A 16,155-nucleotide genomic window follows, 5' to 3' on the forward strand; every position below is an offset into this window, starting at 1 on the left:
ATCACATCACCTTGCTTAGTTGTTAAACGCAGTTGCTTGTTTCACTTCTGCATCTTGAATTTTTAAGCCGTTTTCCTTAGCAATTCTTGTGATGCGTTCAGGTCTGCTTAATTGTTTTTTTTCATAGACTAATCCTTCGTTTTCAATTTGTTGTTTTTGTACGGTTTGCTCTAGAGATTGTAATTCTCTGTTTAAAGTATCCGTTGAAGAAGAAAAAGAAACAATATAAATACACGCTATAATTAAACAAAATCCAATTACTGAATACAAAATCTTTTCGCCTTTTGTGATCCAGCCTTTCTTATGTACCTTAACTGCAATTTGTTTGTCTTGTTTAGGTGCATGTGATGTATAAGATTGTTCCCAACTCCGAGCATGGCTTGCACTCATGATTTTTTCCACCCTTCTTCATATGTAAAATCTTCATTCCATTCATTTACTTTCTCAGCAATCCGTAATTTAGCAGATTTTGACCTGCGATTTAAATCCAATTCACCAGTACTTGCTAAAATTGGCTTTCTATTAATTAGTTTAAATGGTGCCTGATGACCTTCAGGTATTATTGGAAGATTCCTTGGCACTTCCTTAGCTGTACTCCATTTCTTGAACGCTTGCTTACATAGTCTATCTTCCAGTGAGTGAAATGTAATAACAACCACTCTTCCATTAACCTTAACGACCCTTGCAGCCTGGTGTAAGGCATCATTAAACGCTTCTAACTCATCGTTTACTGCTATTCGTAATGCTTGAAAAATACGTTTCGCCGGATGTCCTCCCTTTCTTCGTGCAGGCGCGGGAATACCATCTTTTATTATTTCTACCAGCTGATGCGTTGTTTCAATTGATTGTTCTTTTCTGAACGCTTCGATTTTCCTCGCTATTTGTTTGGAAAATTTCTCTTCGCCATATTTAAAAAAAATCTTTACCAGGTCGTTGTATGGCCATGAATTAACAATTACATGTGCATCAAGAGCCTGCTCCTGGTTCATCCGCATATCCAGTTTTGCATCATGCTGATAACTGAAACCTCTGTCACCACGATCTAATTGTGGAGATGAAACACCAAGATCAAAAAGAACTCCATCAATATTGTCAATATGATGATTGGATAATTCTTCTTTTAATTTTCTAAAGTTGGCATGAATAAATGTAACTCGATCATGATAGTGGTGCAATCTTGATTTAGCTGCTTCAAGTGCATCCAAATCCTGGTCAAAGGCGACCAATAAACCATTTTTTCCAAGGCGGGCAGCAATTTGTTCAGAATGACCACCGCCACCAACCGTACAATCAATATATGTACCATCAGGCTTAATAGCCATACCATCCAAGGCTTCTTCTTTTAGTACACTGTAATGATCAAACATTGTCACACCTACTTCTAGAAAACTTGATTTAACGTCAAGTTGAAATTTCTTTATAAACTGAATCAATTTCATAAATACTTGTAATAAACATTTACCGAAAGCGTCCGGAAATCATCAAGACTAGCACATTCACAATTAGTTTGGATTCACAGTTTTATTTGTTGGTTATGAAAGTTAAATATCAAAATCCATAAGGTTTTCGGCAATCTCACCAAATGATTCTTCGGAGTCATTAAAATAATCTTCCCAGTTTTCATTTGACCAGAACTCAATTCGGTTAGATACACCAATTACAACGCACTCTTTATCCAGCACAGCATAATTTCGTAGTGGCTGGGGAATATTTATCCTTCCCTGTTTATCCACTTCACATTCAACTGCTCCAGAGAAAAAGAACCTTGTAAAAGCTCGTGCATCTTTTTTAGTTAGGGGGAGCTTCTTTAGCTTTTCTTCAAGTAACTTCCATTCGTCCATTGGATAGGCAAACAAACATTTATCGAGTCCACGGGTAACAACAAAGTTGTCGCCAAGCCCTTCGCGGAACTTAGCAGGAACAATTATTCGACCTTTTGTATCAATGTTGTGTTGAAATTCGCCCATGAACATAAAGCTATCCCCACTTTCATATTTCATATGTTACCACATTCCTCCACTATTCACCACTCAATTCCCAACTTTTTTATCTATATTTTTAAAATAGGTCTTTTGTTCTACATTATCACCTTGATTATTGCTCGGTTTCTGAGGATAAGACAAAAACAAAAAACGTTGAGACATCAGTATATCTCAACGTTTTATAGTATTTCATTCAATGTTAAACACAAAAATCCCCCACCATTTTATAATGGGTGGAGGATAGTGGGTGAATTTTTATTATATATAGATTAAGTGGTGTTCCTGTTCAAAGGAACATGATTCCTTTGCCAACTGTTTTATAAAATATGGTCCATAATCATTAATCAACGGTAACGGATTCCACGTGCGTTCCTGAAGTCCCTGATTTGGTCGTAAAGCTATTTGAATTTGATCGTATTCAATCAATTCTTTTTTATATTTCTCCTCTAGTGCTTTAATAATCCGATCTTCAAGATATTCAATATCACATTGCAAATAATACAGATTTTTATCAGCTAACTCACCAAGGTCTGAGCGTGTATCTTTAGCAATTTTTCGTAAAGGGCTATGAGCTTTGTCAACTGCTTGTTTAATTTCGGAAGCGACCTGTTTTACTGGCGGATCGCTTTGTGATGCCAGCCAGTTTCCCTTTATCTCTTCTACTCCGTGATTAACAGCATCTTCTTCATCTATTGCATATTTACTTATTGCTTTTTCCACATTACGGTCGATAAATGTAAATGATAATCGTGGTAGCACTGGCGGCATTTTAATACCAACAGCCTTAAATGCTGGTTTTAATATAGACCAATACCCTACTTCGCCTGGACCTCCAATAAATGCCAATGTCGGAAACAATAACTCCTGCATGATTGGTCTTGTAACCACATTATTACTCAATAATTCCGGATTATTTCTGGCAACATTAATCATTTCATGGTCAGTCAGCAATACTTCATTCTGTTTTCCTTCCCAATCCCCATTCTCATTTCGCACAAGCAAAATTCGCTCATTATTACGATGATAAAAAAGGTGTGCATCAGTAGGTTCAACATCCAAAGACACAGAATAACGCTTTTGTTTAATTTGCTGCAATGCCTCGTACACACCTGTACTGATTTCAGTCTGATTTTCAATCAATGTTAGAAAATGATCTCGTTCAAGTCTACGCATTTTCGGGTTACCAGAGTCAACTAGCACAACACCTTCTTCATCAAATAATTGATAAATGACACGTGCAAAAAAGTCCACATATGTACAAGAATTCTCTAAACAGTCTTTTATTGTCTGATAGAGCTTTTTCGTGTACTGTGTTTCATCCATTTGTTCAAATAATCGATTCATCCACTGGTTTGCATAGGTTTCATCAATCGAAATATCAGAAACGGATTGTTTATCCAAGACTCGCTGCAGCAATTTGTATTTTTTCATGGAGGCTGTTTCTGGTAAGAAAATATGATTAATTTCATCAAAATCATGGTCTTCACCTGCAATCCAAAAAACAGGAATTACCGATTTTTGAAGCTTAAATTCTTGTTGTTTAGCAAACTGTATAATCGAAATAATCTTGTTTATCGTATACATGGGCCCCGTCAATAATCCCGCTTGCTGTCCTCCAATAACCACAACACTATCATCATTTTTCAGACGTTCAATATTTAAGTATGTAGATTCAGGAGCATTCCATTGCTGGTTAATTTCGAAAAGTGTTTCGGTAAGCTGCTCACGATCAAAATTTCTGTTTTGCAACGCTTGCAGTCTACTTTGATAGGAAGCATCCGAATATGGGTTATATTCAAAATGTTTCGTGATACTTTCTCTATTATTGCGATAATCATCTATTAGTGCATTTTGGTTCTGTAGTTTAATTGGATCGATCCGCATAGATCACATGCTCCTTTTAACGTAATGAAATATATCCAATATGTATTGTACATAAAACTGTCGCTAATTTCATTTAATCTGTTTTAGCCCATCCATTTAATTAGGATATTTTCTAACAGTTAGTTGTTATTTAGGAAAATGAATGCTCGTCAACAGTGAAAATATTCAGGACTGAAGAGACGATGCAAAACTGTATTCTTGAGTATATGCCGCCTTGGTACTAAAGTGTTGCTTTACAAAATGTATAAACTGCAATCTTTACTATAAAGTCCTTAAAATGAAAAAATACGCAAATAAATACCAGCAAAAACCAAACAAAAATAGAGTATTAAAAACAATAAAAAACAAATTCGCCAAAACAACTTAAACGCTTTACTGAATAAAACTTCTGTATAAATTTTCCAATGAGCAATTATGATGATCGTATAGATACCTATTAATATAACCAGAACGATACCAAAAAATGATATACCAAAGACTTCTTTTACTAAAGTATTGACGGCTATTATGTATAGTATGGTTGTCCAGTTGACAGCAATATGAAACGCTTTCCATTTATGATTATATATTTTCAAGGAGATGTAATAAACAATCCATGTAGCTATTACAGGAACTGTTATGATAAATCCGATAAAATAAATGATAAAATCCAACATTCCTATTCCTTAATCTCCTTCTGCTTTTCCATAGCCTTTATACTAGTATAAATAAATGTTGTATACGGAATAGGATGGTTGCTTTGGTTTATTAAGTAACCACATATTGCTTCAATTTCCGTTTTTCTATTTTCTTGCAGATCTTTCAGCATTGATGAAATGTTGTTTTCTGTTTTTTCTGCAACTTCCTGCACTCGTTGCCATTGTTGATTAAAGTCTAATCCCAAAACCAGTGATGCTTCACGACATAACTCATAAGCTATACTATGAATATATACGTTCTTAAATATATCACCGTTTTTCATGTTGAATAACGATGTTAATGGATTTATTACGGCATTAATAATCAATTTTCCCTGCAGTAGACTCTCCCAGTCTGAGGAGCCACTAAATGGAAACTGACGTTGGTATAAGTTGTTTATAATGGATTCAAGCTCATCTTTGACACCTGAAAATACCGCAAGCTTAATAACGCCTTTCCCAGTATGTGCAACGCTATGGTCGTTCTTTCGCAGAGCCCCGTGTTCAACCACTCCGACTAGTACCGTCTGAGTCATTTTTCGCAGCAAATCAATATGTCCCATGCCATTTTGTAGAAAGATAATGGTGGATTCTATATTTGTCTGATTAATAAATGGAATAACTTGCGAAACATGATGCTGTTTTACACAGACAATTAAATAATTTTCTCTATGCATCTCACTAATTAGAAGTGACTTAACTTGTATTGATTTATTTGATTCTGGCGAAAAAATCCCATTTTTATTCAGCGATTGTTTTTGTTGCTCTCGCCTAACATAAATAGTCACTTTATGTTTAACTGCTAAATGACTTCCAAGTAGCAGACCAGTAGATCCTCCACCTATAATTCCAATATCCATATTTGCATTCGCCCTTCTGAAATTTTCCTTATACGTCACTTTTACCTGACTTTTTGAACATTCTCTTTATTTAATTGTAGCAGAATATACACCATTATGTACTTGAAGTATAATTTCCTATTAATTTACAGTATAATAGAACTAAGATTATAAGTATCAGTCATTTCAATCTGAATTTTTTTATATTATAATAAAATTAAATGGAAAAAACCAAATACTTCTGATTTAAGGGGGAAGATGTCATGAACCAAATTAAAGTTGAGAAGCTTTTAATTAATTATAAGACACTAGAAAAGTTTAAGCGATTCAAGGAGTATGGCAACCAGGAACTATCTATGCTGGAAGACTTGCAAAATAATATTGTCGAAAACGACAGCGAATCACCTTTTTATGGGATCTATCTTGGGAATAACTTAATAGCAAGAATGAGCCTTTACAAGGTTACCGCTAAATATGATGCATATTTTGAACCGCCCCAGGATTACTTGGAGCTTTGGAAACTCGAGGTATTACCAGACTATAGAGGACAGGAATATGGTAAAGCCTTAGTCGATTTTGCGAAGAGCTATCAGTTACCCATAAAAACAAACCCACGAATTAATTCGCATGGTTTCTGGGAGAAGATGGGTTTTCAAAAAGCAAAATATGACATGGAACGTGACCTTGGTGAAAATCCACTGATTTGGATGCCTGAAGGCGTAAAAGAAAAAGAAAACTAAAATAAAATAAAGACATGAATGATAAAGATAAATCATTCATGTCTTTTTACGCTCCAGCTTCTCTTCAGAATTAGCCACGGCTAGTTTATACATTCTGTTCACTTGTCATGTTATTACATTTTATTTTCCTTCACCCAATTCCACAGGTTCCCCATTTCTCTCCACGCTTCTTCATAACGCTTTAATTGTTCTTTAAGTATCTCATTTTCTTTCTTCAAATTATTTACTGCCTCTTTCTCTTCTTGTTGAGACAATTGACTTTCACTAGTAAAATTAGTCCTCATTTTCTCCAACAGCAAAATCGCAGTATTAATTGGATCATCCTCTTGCATGGTTCTTGTTTCTGTATAATTCCATGATTTCTGTCGTCCGCCTTGTTTACGTTCTTCTTTAGCAAAATCAATAGCGTCCTGGTATTGCTTCCGAATTGAAGCATTCCAGCGAAAGCCACATGCCGCTGACGTTCGTGATAGCTGTTTTGCAACTTCTTTAAACGCTTCAAGCTGGGTTTTTCCTTCTCTAATATAGCGAAGAACAGTTTCTGCTAATATTATATCTTCATCTTGCGTCCATGCATCTTGACGTGTTGCATTCATAACATCCCTCCTTACACATTTGCTATCAATGTATGCAAAAAGTAGGAGTGATAGAATAAATTTTACTATTTTTGTGAATAGTTTGTATTATTATCGTGATATGAATTGTTGAACAGCGTCCTTGTGTTCCTGTGATTCCCACAATTTAGCGCAATTTCTAACCTCGTCATCCATTAATGCAGAAAAGCCTAATATAGATAGCTTCTTCCTATATTGCATTTTTAATATATTCATTTGATCGAACGACTTCGATAAATAAGGATTTAATAGTTTTTGATGATCAGTCCATAATTCATCTGAAGCAATTTTATGTAGCCAACCTTGTTTTAGTAAATAAGATGCATTATATACTTCTCCTTCCATAAGCCACTGATATGCAAAGCTTGGGTGAACTTTTTCATATAAAAGTGCTCCACCGCCCCAGCCAGGCGTTATCCCTAACTTAGTTTGCACAAAACCAAACTTAGTGTTCTCTCTTGCAATTCTGAAGTCACAAGCAGTTGCGATTTCACATCCACCACCTAACGCATCCCCGTTTAATAAACATATAGTTGGAACCGGAAAGGAGACAATATCATAAAGTACTTCTTTCATTGGATACAACGTTGAAAAAGCTTCATCTGTACTTAGTTCTCCATGAAGATTATGCAAATCTCCACCCGCACAAAACATCTTAGTTCCCGCACCTGTGATTACTAAGAATTTAAGCGAAGATTGCTTCGCAGATTCCAGTACATTCTTAAGCTCATTAACCATTTCATTTGATACAGCATTCCGTTTCTTGGGACGATGTAACTGTATTACAGCGTAACCATCATCTTCATAAGTATTATATTGAATTGTTTCCATTATGGAATCCCCTCTTTTATCACTTATTCCTACTCATCATAGTATAACTTGTATTCCATATAAAAACAGATCACTAAGCAGTGATCTGTTAATTATAGGCTATTAGTACAATTTAATTATTAACTACTTCTTTTCCATCATAATGTCCACATGATTTACATACATGATGTGACTTGGTTAGTTCACCACAATTTGAACATTCTACCATGCCAGTTACGTGTAGCTTTTTATGAGTACGACGTTGATTTTTAACCTTTTTAGATGTTTTTCTTTTTGGTACTGCCATGACTTACACCTCCTTCAAATACGAAAGCAAAAATCAGAATTTATATTCTTATTCCTCTTTCTCGTTATCTTCAAGTAATGACTCCAGTTTTTTTAAACGTGGATCAATCTTCTTTTCAGTTTTTTCCTCTGAAACAAATTCCCAATCATTTCCTTTAACAGGAGCATGTCTTTTGGCTTCTTCATCATCCGAAAACACACGATAAGGAACCTCTAGTAAGATATTTTCCTTGATATATGGGGTTAAGTCAAGTACTTCCCCATCAATAGGATGAATTTCATCTTCTGATTCTTCTCCATCGTAATAGGTTGATTCAGAAAAAATCTCAGTTGCCTTTATTTCAAAAGGATATGGAACATCGACTAATGTACGGGCACATGGTAAAATCATCTTTCCACTTATCGTAAATGAAAAAACAATTTCGTTTCCCTGGTCGAATGCTGTACCATATACATGAGCAGAATCAATTTCACGTATATCATTATTCATTGCTTCCAACTCGGAAACATTAACCCAATCATCGAATGCAAAGGGTTCATTATAGGCATTATTCTTAATTTGACCTAATGTAAATTTCATTATTATCACCTCAAGGCAACAAGAGTTATTTTAAAATGAAAATGAACTTTTGTCAACATGTTTTCTTTACAGAATAAAATTTGTTTAGAAGGCTTGGCTTATTACAAAGCTTTGATAGGTACAATCCTAATTGCACTAATTCAGCTAAGAAAGTAATGATACTATCTAAATTTCCTTCAAAAAATTATATATATTTAGTGTTCCCTTTCCTATTTCTGATAATCATATTTATGAACAATGCGTCAGGATAAGTTTTTTGATACAATTAATACCAACTCACACAGAGGGGATGAACGTATGGAAGCTTGTGGTTTAATCGTCGAATATAACCCGTTTCATAATGGGCATGTATATCATATTCAGGAAGCAAAAAGAGTCTCTAAAGCCGATTGCATAATTGCTGTTATGAGCGGATCATTTTTACAACGCGGAGAACCCGCAATTATTGATAAATTCCACCGGACAAACGCAGCATTATCAGCTGGAATTGACATAGTATTGGAGTTACCCTATCCATACGCTGTTCAAAGCAGTGATATGTTTTCCAAAGGTTCAGTACATACATTAAATGAGATTGGTGTGTCCAGTATCTGTTTCGGCAGTGAATCTGGTGACATATCCCATTTTACTAAGAGCTACAAAGTCTATAATGAGAATAAGGCCATTTTCAAGGAGACTCTTAAAAGCTGTTTAAATCAGGGTCTATCTTTTCCAGAGGCAAGCAGGAAAGCATATGAGAAGATAGGGTTAACTACTTCGGAGATAGATTTATCGCAGCCAAACAATATACTTGGTTTTAGCTACGTTAAAGCGATACTTGATAATGATCTACCTATTGACCCCTTAACGATAACACGAACGAAAAGTGGTTATCATGACAAAAAAATAACGGGGGCTGTTGCATCCGCCACAGGTATTCGTAACAAACTTTTTACAGACCAGGTTATCTCAGCAGAAATTCAGGAAACCATGCCAGCAGAGACCGTAAGTCAGCTCCAACTATATAAACATGAAGCAACTACCTGGCATAATTGGGAACATTATTTTCAACTTGTTCATTACCGTGTTTTAACAATGTCACTAAATGAGCTTGCCGGAATTCATGGTGTTGATGAGGGGCTGGAACATCGTATTAAAAGAACTGCTAATGATGTCACTTCGTTAGACGAATGGATCGAGAAAATTAAAACAAAACGATATACATGGACACGATTGCAACGAATATTTGCTCATATATTAACAAATACAACCAAAGCAGATATGCAAGCTGCAAAAAGCTCTTCATCTGTTCCGTATGTCCGTATTTTAGGAATGACAGAAATTGGACAATCTTATTTAAATAGGCATAAAAAGAATATGGAAGTGCCTCTAGTTGCGAATTTGAGTCGTAATACAGATCCTATGCTATCCATGGAGGAAAAAGCCTCAAGGGCCTATTATAGTATACTTCCAGCTAAAAAGAAACGAGACTTTCATAAGCAAGAACTTCAGCCACCAATTTTAAAGTTTCCTAAACAATAAAAAAACCTGTTTTATGCTCAGTAAGCATAAAACAGGTTTTTATTATTTCGATTCTATGTTTTGTAAATAATTCAATGCATCATCGAAGGTATCGACTGGAACAATTTTCATATCGGTGTCAATTTCTTCTGCAGTCTTCTTTGCTACTTCATAGTTTGATCCTTTCGCTCCATTATCGTTAGGAGCGAAAAAGATATCACAGTTTTCCTGATCAGCTGCAATTACTTTTTTATCAATTCCGCCAATACGTAAAACATTCCCATTGTAGTCCACTTCACCGGTTCCGGCAATTTGATTGCCTTTTGTTAAATCATTTTCGGTCAGTTGATCGTAAATTTCCAAGGAGAACATTAATCCTGCGCTTGGCCCGCCAATACTACCACTCGAAAAGTTAACTTTTGGATCAACTTTCACGCTACGATCAGTAACAAGTCTTATCCCAATGCCAACTTTATTATCCGCCTCTTTAAATTTCTCAAGTTGAACTTCTTTTGTCAATTGCTTTTCATCACGTTCAACTTCTAACTTAATCGTATCTCCTGCTTGTTTATTCTCCACGTAATTTATTAAATCCTTAGATTCCTTAATCTCATTCCCGTCAATTCCAGTGATACGGTCGCCCGATTCTAATTTTCCATCTGCTGGCATACCGCTGACAACCGCAACTACATATACTCCTTCATAATTAATTGTAATATCCTCATCAGCCGCTTTATAGGCAACTACCGTTGATGCCTCTTGTGAGCTTTCCATCATTTGGAGCTGTGCATGAAAGTACTCATTCTCTGAAACACCTTCTGGCCTTACTTCGCTAAGGGGGTAGATCTCATGATTGGGCAAAACCTTTGCCCACAAATATTGGACTGGGGTCGCTTGCCCGCCTCGGACCGTAACAAGATGCATGTCACCCTTACTATCATATCCACCTTCGACATTGACAATTGGATTAAGTGCATCAGCACCTCCCGGCTTATATACATAATATGGGAGTTGATATGTTGAAAGGAAAAATGCTATTGCTATTACAACTATTAAATAAATTATATGCTTTTTTGTAAAGTTCACCATAAAACCCCTTCCATCTTTCCAATTACATCATTTTTTCTTAAGGTGATAAAAAGTGTATGGCATAAAACCATGATGTATGTGCGTATATTGATATAGACTCGTACAAATTCATTCTTTAACATGCTAATTAATTTAATATATCAAGCTAGAATCATTCTACTACTATCGAAAAAAGAAGTACAGAGCTAGCTCATACTCTAGGGGGCTTTATGTTGACACAAAAAGTCAAAACAATACTGCTATCTGGGATTACTGTTTTTATTGCATTTTGCCTAATTAAATATCCAGACCAATCATTTGAGGCTAGTATAAGGGGCTTAAAAATGTGGTGGGAAATTGTGTTTCCTTCACTACTACCCTTTTTTATAACCGCCGAATTATTAATTGGCTTCGGCGTTGTAAGATTTATTGGAATATTATTTGAACCTATAATGCGACCCTTATTTAATGTTCCCGGTGCCGGAAGCTTTGCTTGGGCGATGGGAATGGCTAGTGGCTATCCCACTGGTGCTAAAATATCGACACGACTACGAGAGGAACGTCAGCTAACACAAATCGAAGCTGAACGACTCGTTTCATTTACAAACGCTTCAAGTCCTCTCTTTATATTCGGAGCAGTGTCAGTTGGTTTTTTCTACGACGTTAAACTGGGAATATTACTTGCTTCCGCACATTACATTGGTAACGCACTAGTCGGTATATGCATGCGGTTTTACGGTAGAGAAAAGGAAAAGAGTGTGGTGAAATCAAAAAAACATAAAGTTTCTATCGTTTATGCATTCAGGGAAATGCACCGTGCCAGAATGAATGACCCACGTCCATTTGGACAAATAGTTGGGGATGCAGTTTTAACTTCGATTCAAACATTAGTAATGGTTGGTGGCTTTATCATCTTTTTTTCCGTTTTAACAAAACTGATGTTTATCATAGGATTTTCACCAGCAATCTCTACCATTTTTGAATATATCTTACAATTATTTATGCTGCCAGTAGATTTATCCTTACCATTATTTTCCGGGTTATTCGAGATAACACAAGGAGCAAGAGCGATATCCCAAACAGAGACAGGCAGTTTATTAGCTAAAATTATTGTAGTAAGCTTTATATTAGGGTTTAATGGATTTTCTATTCAAGCACAAGTCGCAAGTATTATAGCACCTACGGATATCCGTTTTTCGCCATATTTTTTCGCTCGTATTCTGCATGGAGTATTTGCAAGCATTCTAACGGTTATTTTGTATAAGCCATTATATTTGAATCGAACCTCTTTTGACTTTAAGGGGGTTCCTGTTTCAAATGGGATTCCACATGATTCATGGCTGGCAATACTATATGACTTAAAAGAGCTTGGGCCAATAATAACCATTACATTTTTACTGATTGCTTTCATTATTTTAAGCAATCGGTTAAGAAAAACATAAAAAAGATGTTGATCATCTCACTTATCAACATCTTTTTATACTAGCTATACTTTTTCTTTAATGCTTTTTCTACTGCTTCAGGAACGAGATCAGATACATTGGCCTTGTATTTGGCCACTTCTTTTACAATACTTGAACTTAAAAACGAATATTGATTATTTGTCATCATAAATAGTGTTTCAACTCTTTCATTAAGCTTTCTGTTCATAGATGTAATTTGCATTTCATATTCAAAATCACTAACCGCCCTCAATCCGCGTAATACCACTTGTGCTTTTTGCTGCATGGCATAATCAATTAACAATTCATTTGATTCATCAACCGTAACATTAGGTAAATGCTTTGTGGATTCCTCTAACAGGGCTACTCTTTCCTCGACTGTAAACAATGGAGCTTTAGATTGGTTATTAAAGACGACAATTATAACGTTATCAAAAACACTTGCACCTCGTTCTATAATATCCAAATGCCCATATGTAACTGGATCAAAGCTGCCTGGACATATTGCTAATCTGCTCAATGAAAAACTCTCCCTTCTATTCCTTTTTATAGATTGTAACGCCTATTGTACCACCATAATTATCTTGTTTTACTATGGAAAAACGATCCCTGTCATCTGGTAATTCTTCCGCTGTATCATGTTCACAATATATCATTCCATTTTTATTCAATAGTTGAAGTTTATCAATTTCATCCAACAATTTCCCATAGTTTACTTTCCTATATGGCGGATCTAGTAAAATCAAATCAAATTGCAGGTCTCTTTTTGAAGCAGCATTCAGGGCACGAAATGCTTCTGTTCTAAACACTTCAACCTTATCATCCAATTTTAATGTCCTAACATTTTCATAAATAGTATGTATTGCTTTAGGATGTTTATCAACAAATATCCCTTTTTCCATTCCTCTGCTCAACGCTTCAATTCCTAATGATCCACTCCCAGCATACAGATCAAGAACCATACCATGTTCAAACAATGGCCCTAAAATTTGAAATATAGCCTCTTTTACTTTATCTGTAGTAGGTCTGGTAGTATTACCTGGCACCGCTTTCAATTGTCTACCCTTATGTACACCTGCTACTACTCGCATGTAACCACCTCAATAAATCATAATAATCCTAACAAAACAAAAGAGCAAGTTTATAATCTAATTAACTATTAGAAAACTTGGCTTTTCGCCAAGCCTTAATGGCGGAAGCCTTAGTTGCACTTATGCAGTAAGAAAGGATTTATACTTTCTTAACTGCTTAGAAAACTTGGCATTCGCCAAGCCTTAATGGCGGAAGCCTTAGTTGCACTTATGCAGTAAGAAAGGATTTATACTTTCTTAACTGCTTAGAAAACTTGGCATTCGCCAAGCCTTTGGGCGAATTGCCTTAGTTGCACTTATGCAGTAAGAAAGTAGTTATACTTTCTTATCTGCTAAAAAAATAAAAGTGAGTGTATATAATTTATTACCATGTACATAATAGCATAGTGAGACAGCTAAGATTGCTTGGTTGTTTCAAAACTCGGAGAAGACTTACACTTCCCCATAAGTTCTTCCTCCGGTTTCTCCTCTCCCTTTGCCTTTTTGTTTTCTAACAAGAAAACAAAGGGACCTGCAGAAAATATCTGCAGGTTTTTCTTTTTGCAATTAAAAAAGTATAAATACTTGCTTACTGCATTAGTACAACTAAGGATCATCTATATTAAGGCTTGCACTTATAAGTATAAGGAAGCAATATACGCTTTCACAAAAATCCCTTAACGAAATATCAATTTTTCTAATAATATTTTTGACAAAACTAAACCTTTGCGGTCAAGTTATGTATCACCGCAAAGGTTAAATTCCCATTTTATAGTCATACTGTTTAGCCTTATCAGGTTTAGCGTTCTCATAATCTGTTCGTACAAATGGTTTATAAGAACGATCGATTTTTGACACGAAAGAAAGCTTTAGCAGCTTAGTCACTATAGTTTCCAATTCAGCTTGGTCTACATAAATTACCGCGTACTTTAACTTCCTTGAAGTGTATATTAAGTGCCCATATCGCTTTATTTGTTTTATGTTTTTCATGTGCTGAAACCAAACAATTAACCCTTGACGTTTCGTTATCATCGGATATCCTCGCTAACATTATGTTTGCAAATAAGTGTATCAGAATATAATAAATACATCAATATTCACTAGGATGCTTTACATCCACAACCACTGCTTCCACTTCCGCAACCACAGCCGCCATCACTTAATGCAGCTCCATCTTTCGGTGCCTTAATATCATCGCTTACACTTAAAGCAATATACTCACTTACCTCATCGAGTAACTTTTGCAAGTTACGTTCAGCAATCTTAAATGCTGCAACTTTGTCATTCATATCCATTTCACGTTTTGTAGAGCGTACTTCTTTCATAATTTGATTATAGTCAGGATGATACCTTCCAAAACGTTGAACGTCTTCATAATGACCTTTTGTATCTTTAAACGCCTTTATAAGCCGTTGTGCTTCATCATCATTTCTTACATTTTTAAGGGAATCTTCGTAGGCTTCCATTACATCTGACTTTTGAATCATGTCACTGACTATATCAGAATGGTCAAGTATATCTACATATTCCATTGTACCAATCATTTTTTCACCTCCACCTTAATCTTATCATGTAATTCCCTTAATGAAAACGTAATTTATTTAATCCTTCATAGCCCCTGCAAATTGAATTAGCATATTGACCATTTTCACCTGATTCCCGAATTTCTCAACTTGTTGAGGTAATGTTTTTCCATAATACTTTTTTGATTCTTTTTCAAGTTCCTTGACTCTTGAAGGATCTCTTGAAAGATATCGATACCAAGCAGGATTATAACGCACAAAATTAGCTAGCTTTGGATTTTGTTGCAAGTATTGATGTGTTGATGTCTGCATCGTACCACCTCTAGTCCCTCCCCCAATTAAATGGATTATTTGGTTTCCTGAACTGTTGCGGAGGGGTTTTTGTTGTCTGAAATTGCCCTAATACATCTTGAATTGTTGTAATGGTATTACTTAATTGGTGTACTTGTTTTTGTACCTTATCTATATCAACATTTTCCGATAGTTTCATTAACTGGCCGAACAATTCTCCTTTTCCTTCTTTTGACTTGCCTTTAACCTCTTCATTCTTGTAATTGTCCCAAACCGGATCATCTTCACCAAGCAATGCCCACTTCTCATAATACTCCTGCCAGCCTCTCCCGCTTTTACGAACTTCTTCAATAAGCTTTGGATGCTTATTCATGAACACTTTAAACTCCCTAACACTAGGGTGAAGCTTATCATCACTCACTGTTTTTCACCTCATCATAGTTATCTGTTACTAATTATTTTATGTAATTTAATTAAACACTGTGCGTAAATAAAGGCACAATACTTCTCGATTTAAAATCTAAAATAAGAATTAAAGAACAAATTCATACTTTTACGTCGGAACTGGACGTAGCATATTCGGAAGTCTATTATCCGCAGACTTAAGTTAACAAGAACAAAAGCGCAAGCGCCTGTTCAGCGCCGTATGGACTGCGCTAAGCGCTGCGGGTGGGTCGACGTTGCCGCGCAAAGCGGCGGTCTTAGTCGATCCTCCTTTTCCCTGAGATAAAGGAACACGAAGAGCGTAAGCTGCCCCACAGGACGTGGGGTAGTTCGACGTTGCCACAGGATGTGGTGGTTTTAGTCGAACATCCTTTATTTCTTATCG

The 16,155-nt window shown here is 35.7% G+C and carries 20 protein-coding genes; 3 read left to right on the top strand and 17 right to left on the bottom strand.

Going from position 1 to position 16,155, the window contains the following annotated elements; translation table 11 throughout:
• Positions 1–15: 15 nt before the first annotated feature.
• The 6 genes from ftsL to J2Z82_RS17425 all read right to left on the bottom strand — a co-directional run bounded on the left by ftsL (position 16) and on the right by J2Z82_RS17425 (position 5,403).
• Complete coding sequence (gene ftsL, locus J2Z82_RS17400; protein ID WP_209482081.1) at positions 16–390, bottom strand: cell division protein FtsL; 375 nt, start codon at positions 388–390, stop codon at positions 16–18.
• Positions 387–1,367, bottom strand: a complete 981-nt coding sequence (gene rsmH, locus J2Z82_RS17405; protein WP_209482082.1) for a 16S rRNA (cytosine(1402)-N(4))-methyltransferase RsmH — start codon at positions 1,365–1,367, stop codon at positions 387–389. The genes ftsL and rsmH overlap by 4 nt, the downstream gene beginning before the upstream one ends.
• Before the next feature lie 174 nt (positions 1,368–1,541).
• Positions 1,542–1,973 (bottom strand): division/cell wall cluster transcriptional repressor MraZ, encoded by a 432-nt coding sequence (gene mraZ / locus J2Z82_RS17410; RefSeq protein WP_209482098.1) that lies wholly within the window; start codon positions 1,971–1,973, stop codon positions 1,542–1,544.
• A gap of 267 nt (positions 1,974–2,240) precedes the next feature.
• A complete protein-coding gene (bshC, locus tag J2Z82_RS17415) occupies positions 2,241–3,866 on the bottom strand; it encodes a bacillithiol biosynthesis cysteine-adding enzyme BshC (RefSeq protein WP_209482083.1) in 1,626 nt (541 codons plus the stop codon).
• 272 nt (positions 3,867–4,138) lie between these two features.
• On the bottom strand, positions 4,139–4,522 hold the full coding sequence (locus J2Z82_RS19795) for a DUF3397 domain-containing protein (RefSeq protein ID WP_209482084.1): 384 nt from the start codon (positions 4,520–4,522) through the stop codon (positions 4,139–4,141).
• A gap of 2 nt (positions 4,523–4,524) precedes the next feature.
• Positions 4,525–5,403: a 2-dehydropantoate 2-reductase gene (locus J2Z82_RS17425; RefSeq protein ID WP_209482085.1), complete on the bottom strand. Its 879-nt coding sequence runs from the start codon at positions 5,401–5,403 to the stop codon at positions 4,525–4,527.
• Between the two features lie 242 nt (positions 5,404–5,645).
• Here J2Z82_RS17425 and J2Z82_RS17430 point away from each other — a divergent pair, with 242 nt between their 5' ends.
• On the top strand, positions 5,646–6,122 hold the full coding sequence (locus J2Z82_RS17430) for an N-acetyltransferase (RefSeq protein ID WP_209482086.1): 477 nt from the start codon (positions 5,646–5,648) through the stop codon (positions 6,120–6,122).
• Between the two features lie 113 nt (positions 6,123–6,235).
• Here the strand turns inward: J2Z82_RS17430 and J2Z82_RS17435 are convergent, their stop codons facing one another.
• The 4 genes from J2Z82_RS17435 to J2Z82_RS17450 form a co-directional block, all read right to left on the bottom strand.
• Positions 6,236–6,718 carry an RsfA family transcriptional regulator gene (locus J2Z82_RS17435; RefSeq protein ID WP_209482087.1) on the bottom strand — a complete coding sequence of 161 codons (483 nt, stop codon included), beginning with the start codon at positions 6,716–6,718 and terminating at the stop codon, positions 6,236–6,238.
• A gap of 90 nt (positions 6,719–6,808) precedes the next feature.
• The gene (locus J2Z82_RS17440; RefSeq protein ID WP_209482088.1) at positions 6,809–7,567 is read right to left on the bottom strand and encodes an enoyl-CoA hydratase/isomerase family protein; all 759 of its coding nucleotides are present in this window, start codon (positions 7,565–7,567) and stop codon (positions 6,809–6,811) included.
• 112 nt (positions 7,568–7,679) lie between these two features.
• Complete coding sequence (gene rpmF / locus J2Z82_RS17445) at positions 7,680–7,853, bottom strand: 50S ribosomal protein L32 (RefSeq protein WP_092493049.1); 174 nt, start codon at positions 7,851–7,853, stop codon at positions 7,680–7,682.
• Between the two features lie 48 nt (positions 7,854–7,901).
• Entirely contained in the window at positions 7,902–8,432 is a 531-nt protein-coding gene (locus J2Z82_RS17450; RefSeq protein ID WP_209482089.1) for a YceD family protein, read from the bottom strand.
• A 297-nt stretch (positions 8,433–8,729) separates the two neighbouring features.
• Here J2Z82_RS17450 and J2Z82_RS17455 point away from each other — a divergent pair, with 297 nt between their 5' ends.
• Complete coding sequence (locus J2Z82_RS17455) at positions 8,730–9,953, top strand: nucleotidyltransferase (RefSeq protein ID WP_209482090.1); 1,224 nt, start codon at positions 8,730–8,732, stop codon at positions 9,951–9,953.
• A gap of 42 nt (positions 9,954–9,995) precedes the next feature.
• Here J2Z82_RS17455 and J2Z82_RS17460 read toward each other — a convergent pair whose 3' ends face one another.
• Positions 9,996–11,018, bottom strand: a complete 1,023-nt coding sequence (locus J2Z82_RS17460; RefSeq protein ID WP_209482099.1) for a SepM family pheromone-processing serine protease — start codon at positions 11,016–11,018, stop codon at positions 9,996–9,998.
• 215 nt (positions 11,019–11,233) lie between these two features.
• Between J2Z82_RS17460 and ylbJ the strand changes: the two genes are divergently transcribed.
• Positions 11,234–12,442 carry a sporulation integral membrane protein YlbJ gene (gene ylbJ, locus J2Z82_RS17465; protein ID WP_209482091.1) on the top strand — a complete coding sequence of 403 codons (1,209 nt, stop codon included), beginning with the start codon at positions 11,234–11,236 and terminating at the stop codon, positions 12,440–12,442.
• 40 nt (positions 12,443–12,482) lie between these two features.
• On the opposite strand, the gene coaD is transcribed toward ylbJ, so the two are convergent.
• The 6 genes from coaD to ylbD form a co-directional block, all read right to left on the bottom strand.
• Complete coding sequence (gene coaD / locus J2Z82_RS17470; RefSeq protein ID WP_209482092.1) at positions 12,483–12,962, bottom strand: pantetheine-phosphate adenylyltransferase; 480 nt, start codon at positions 12,960–12,962, stop codon at positions 12,483–12,485.
• Between the two features lie 16 nt (positions 12,963–12,978).
• Complete coding sequence (gene rsmD / locus J2Z82_RS17475) at positions 12,979–13,533, bottom strand: 16S rRNA (guanine(966)-N(2))-methyltransferase RsmD (RefSeq protein ID WP_209482093.1); 555 nt, start codon at positions 13,531–13,533, stop codon at positions 12,979–12,981.
• A gap of 735 nt (positions 13,534–14,268) precedes the next feature.
• Positions 14,269–14,544 (bottom strand): YlbG family protein, encoded by a 276-nt coding sequence (locus J2Z82_RS17480; protein WP_209482094.1) that lies wholly within the window; start codon positions 14,542–14,544, stop codon positions 14,269–14,271.
• A 68-nt stretch (positions 14,545–14,612) separates the two neighbouring features.
• Positions 14,613–15,056 carry a YlbF/YmcA family competence regulator gene (locus J2Z82_RS17485; RefSeq protein ID WP_092493057.1) on the bottom strand — a complete coding sequence of 148 codons (444 nt, stop codon included), beginning with the start codon at positions 15,054–15,056 and terminating at the stop codon, positions 14,613–14,615.
• Between the two features lie 57 nt (positions 15,057–15,113).
• The gene (locus tag J2Z82_RS17490) at positions 15,114–15,347 is read right to left on the bottom strand and encodes a YlbE-like family protein (protein ID WP_209482095.1); all 234 of its coding nucleotides are present in this window, start codon (positions 15,345–15,347) and stop codon (positions 15,114–15,116) included.
• 10 nt (positions 15,348–15,357) lie between these two features.
• The gene (gene ylbD, locus J2Z82_RS17495; protein WP_342453664.1) at positions 15,358–15,747 is read right to left on the bottom strand and encodes a YlbD family protein; all 390 of its coding nucleotides are present in this window, start codon (positions 15,745–15,747) and stop codon (positions 15,358–15,360) included.
• Positions 15,748–16,155 lie beyond the last annotated feature (408 nt).

This window comes from Virgibacillus litoralis, assembly GCF_017873675.1.
Lineage (GTDB): Bacteria > Bacillota > Bacilli > Bacillales > Amphibacillaceae > Lentibacillus > Lentibacillus litoralis.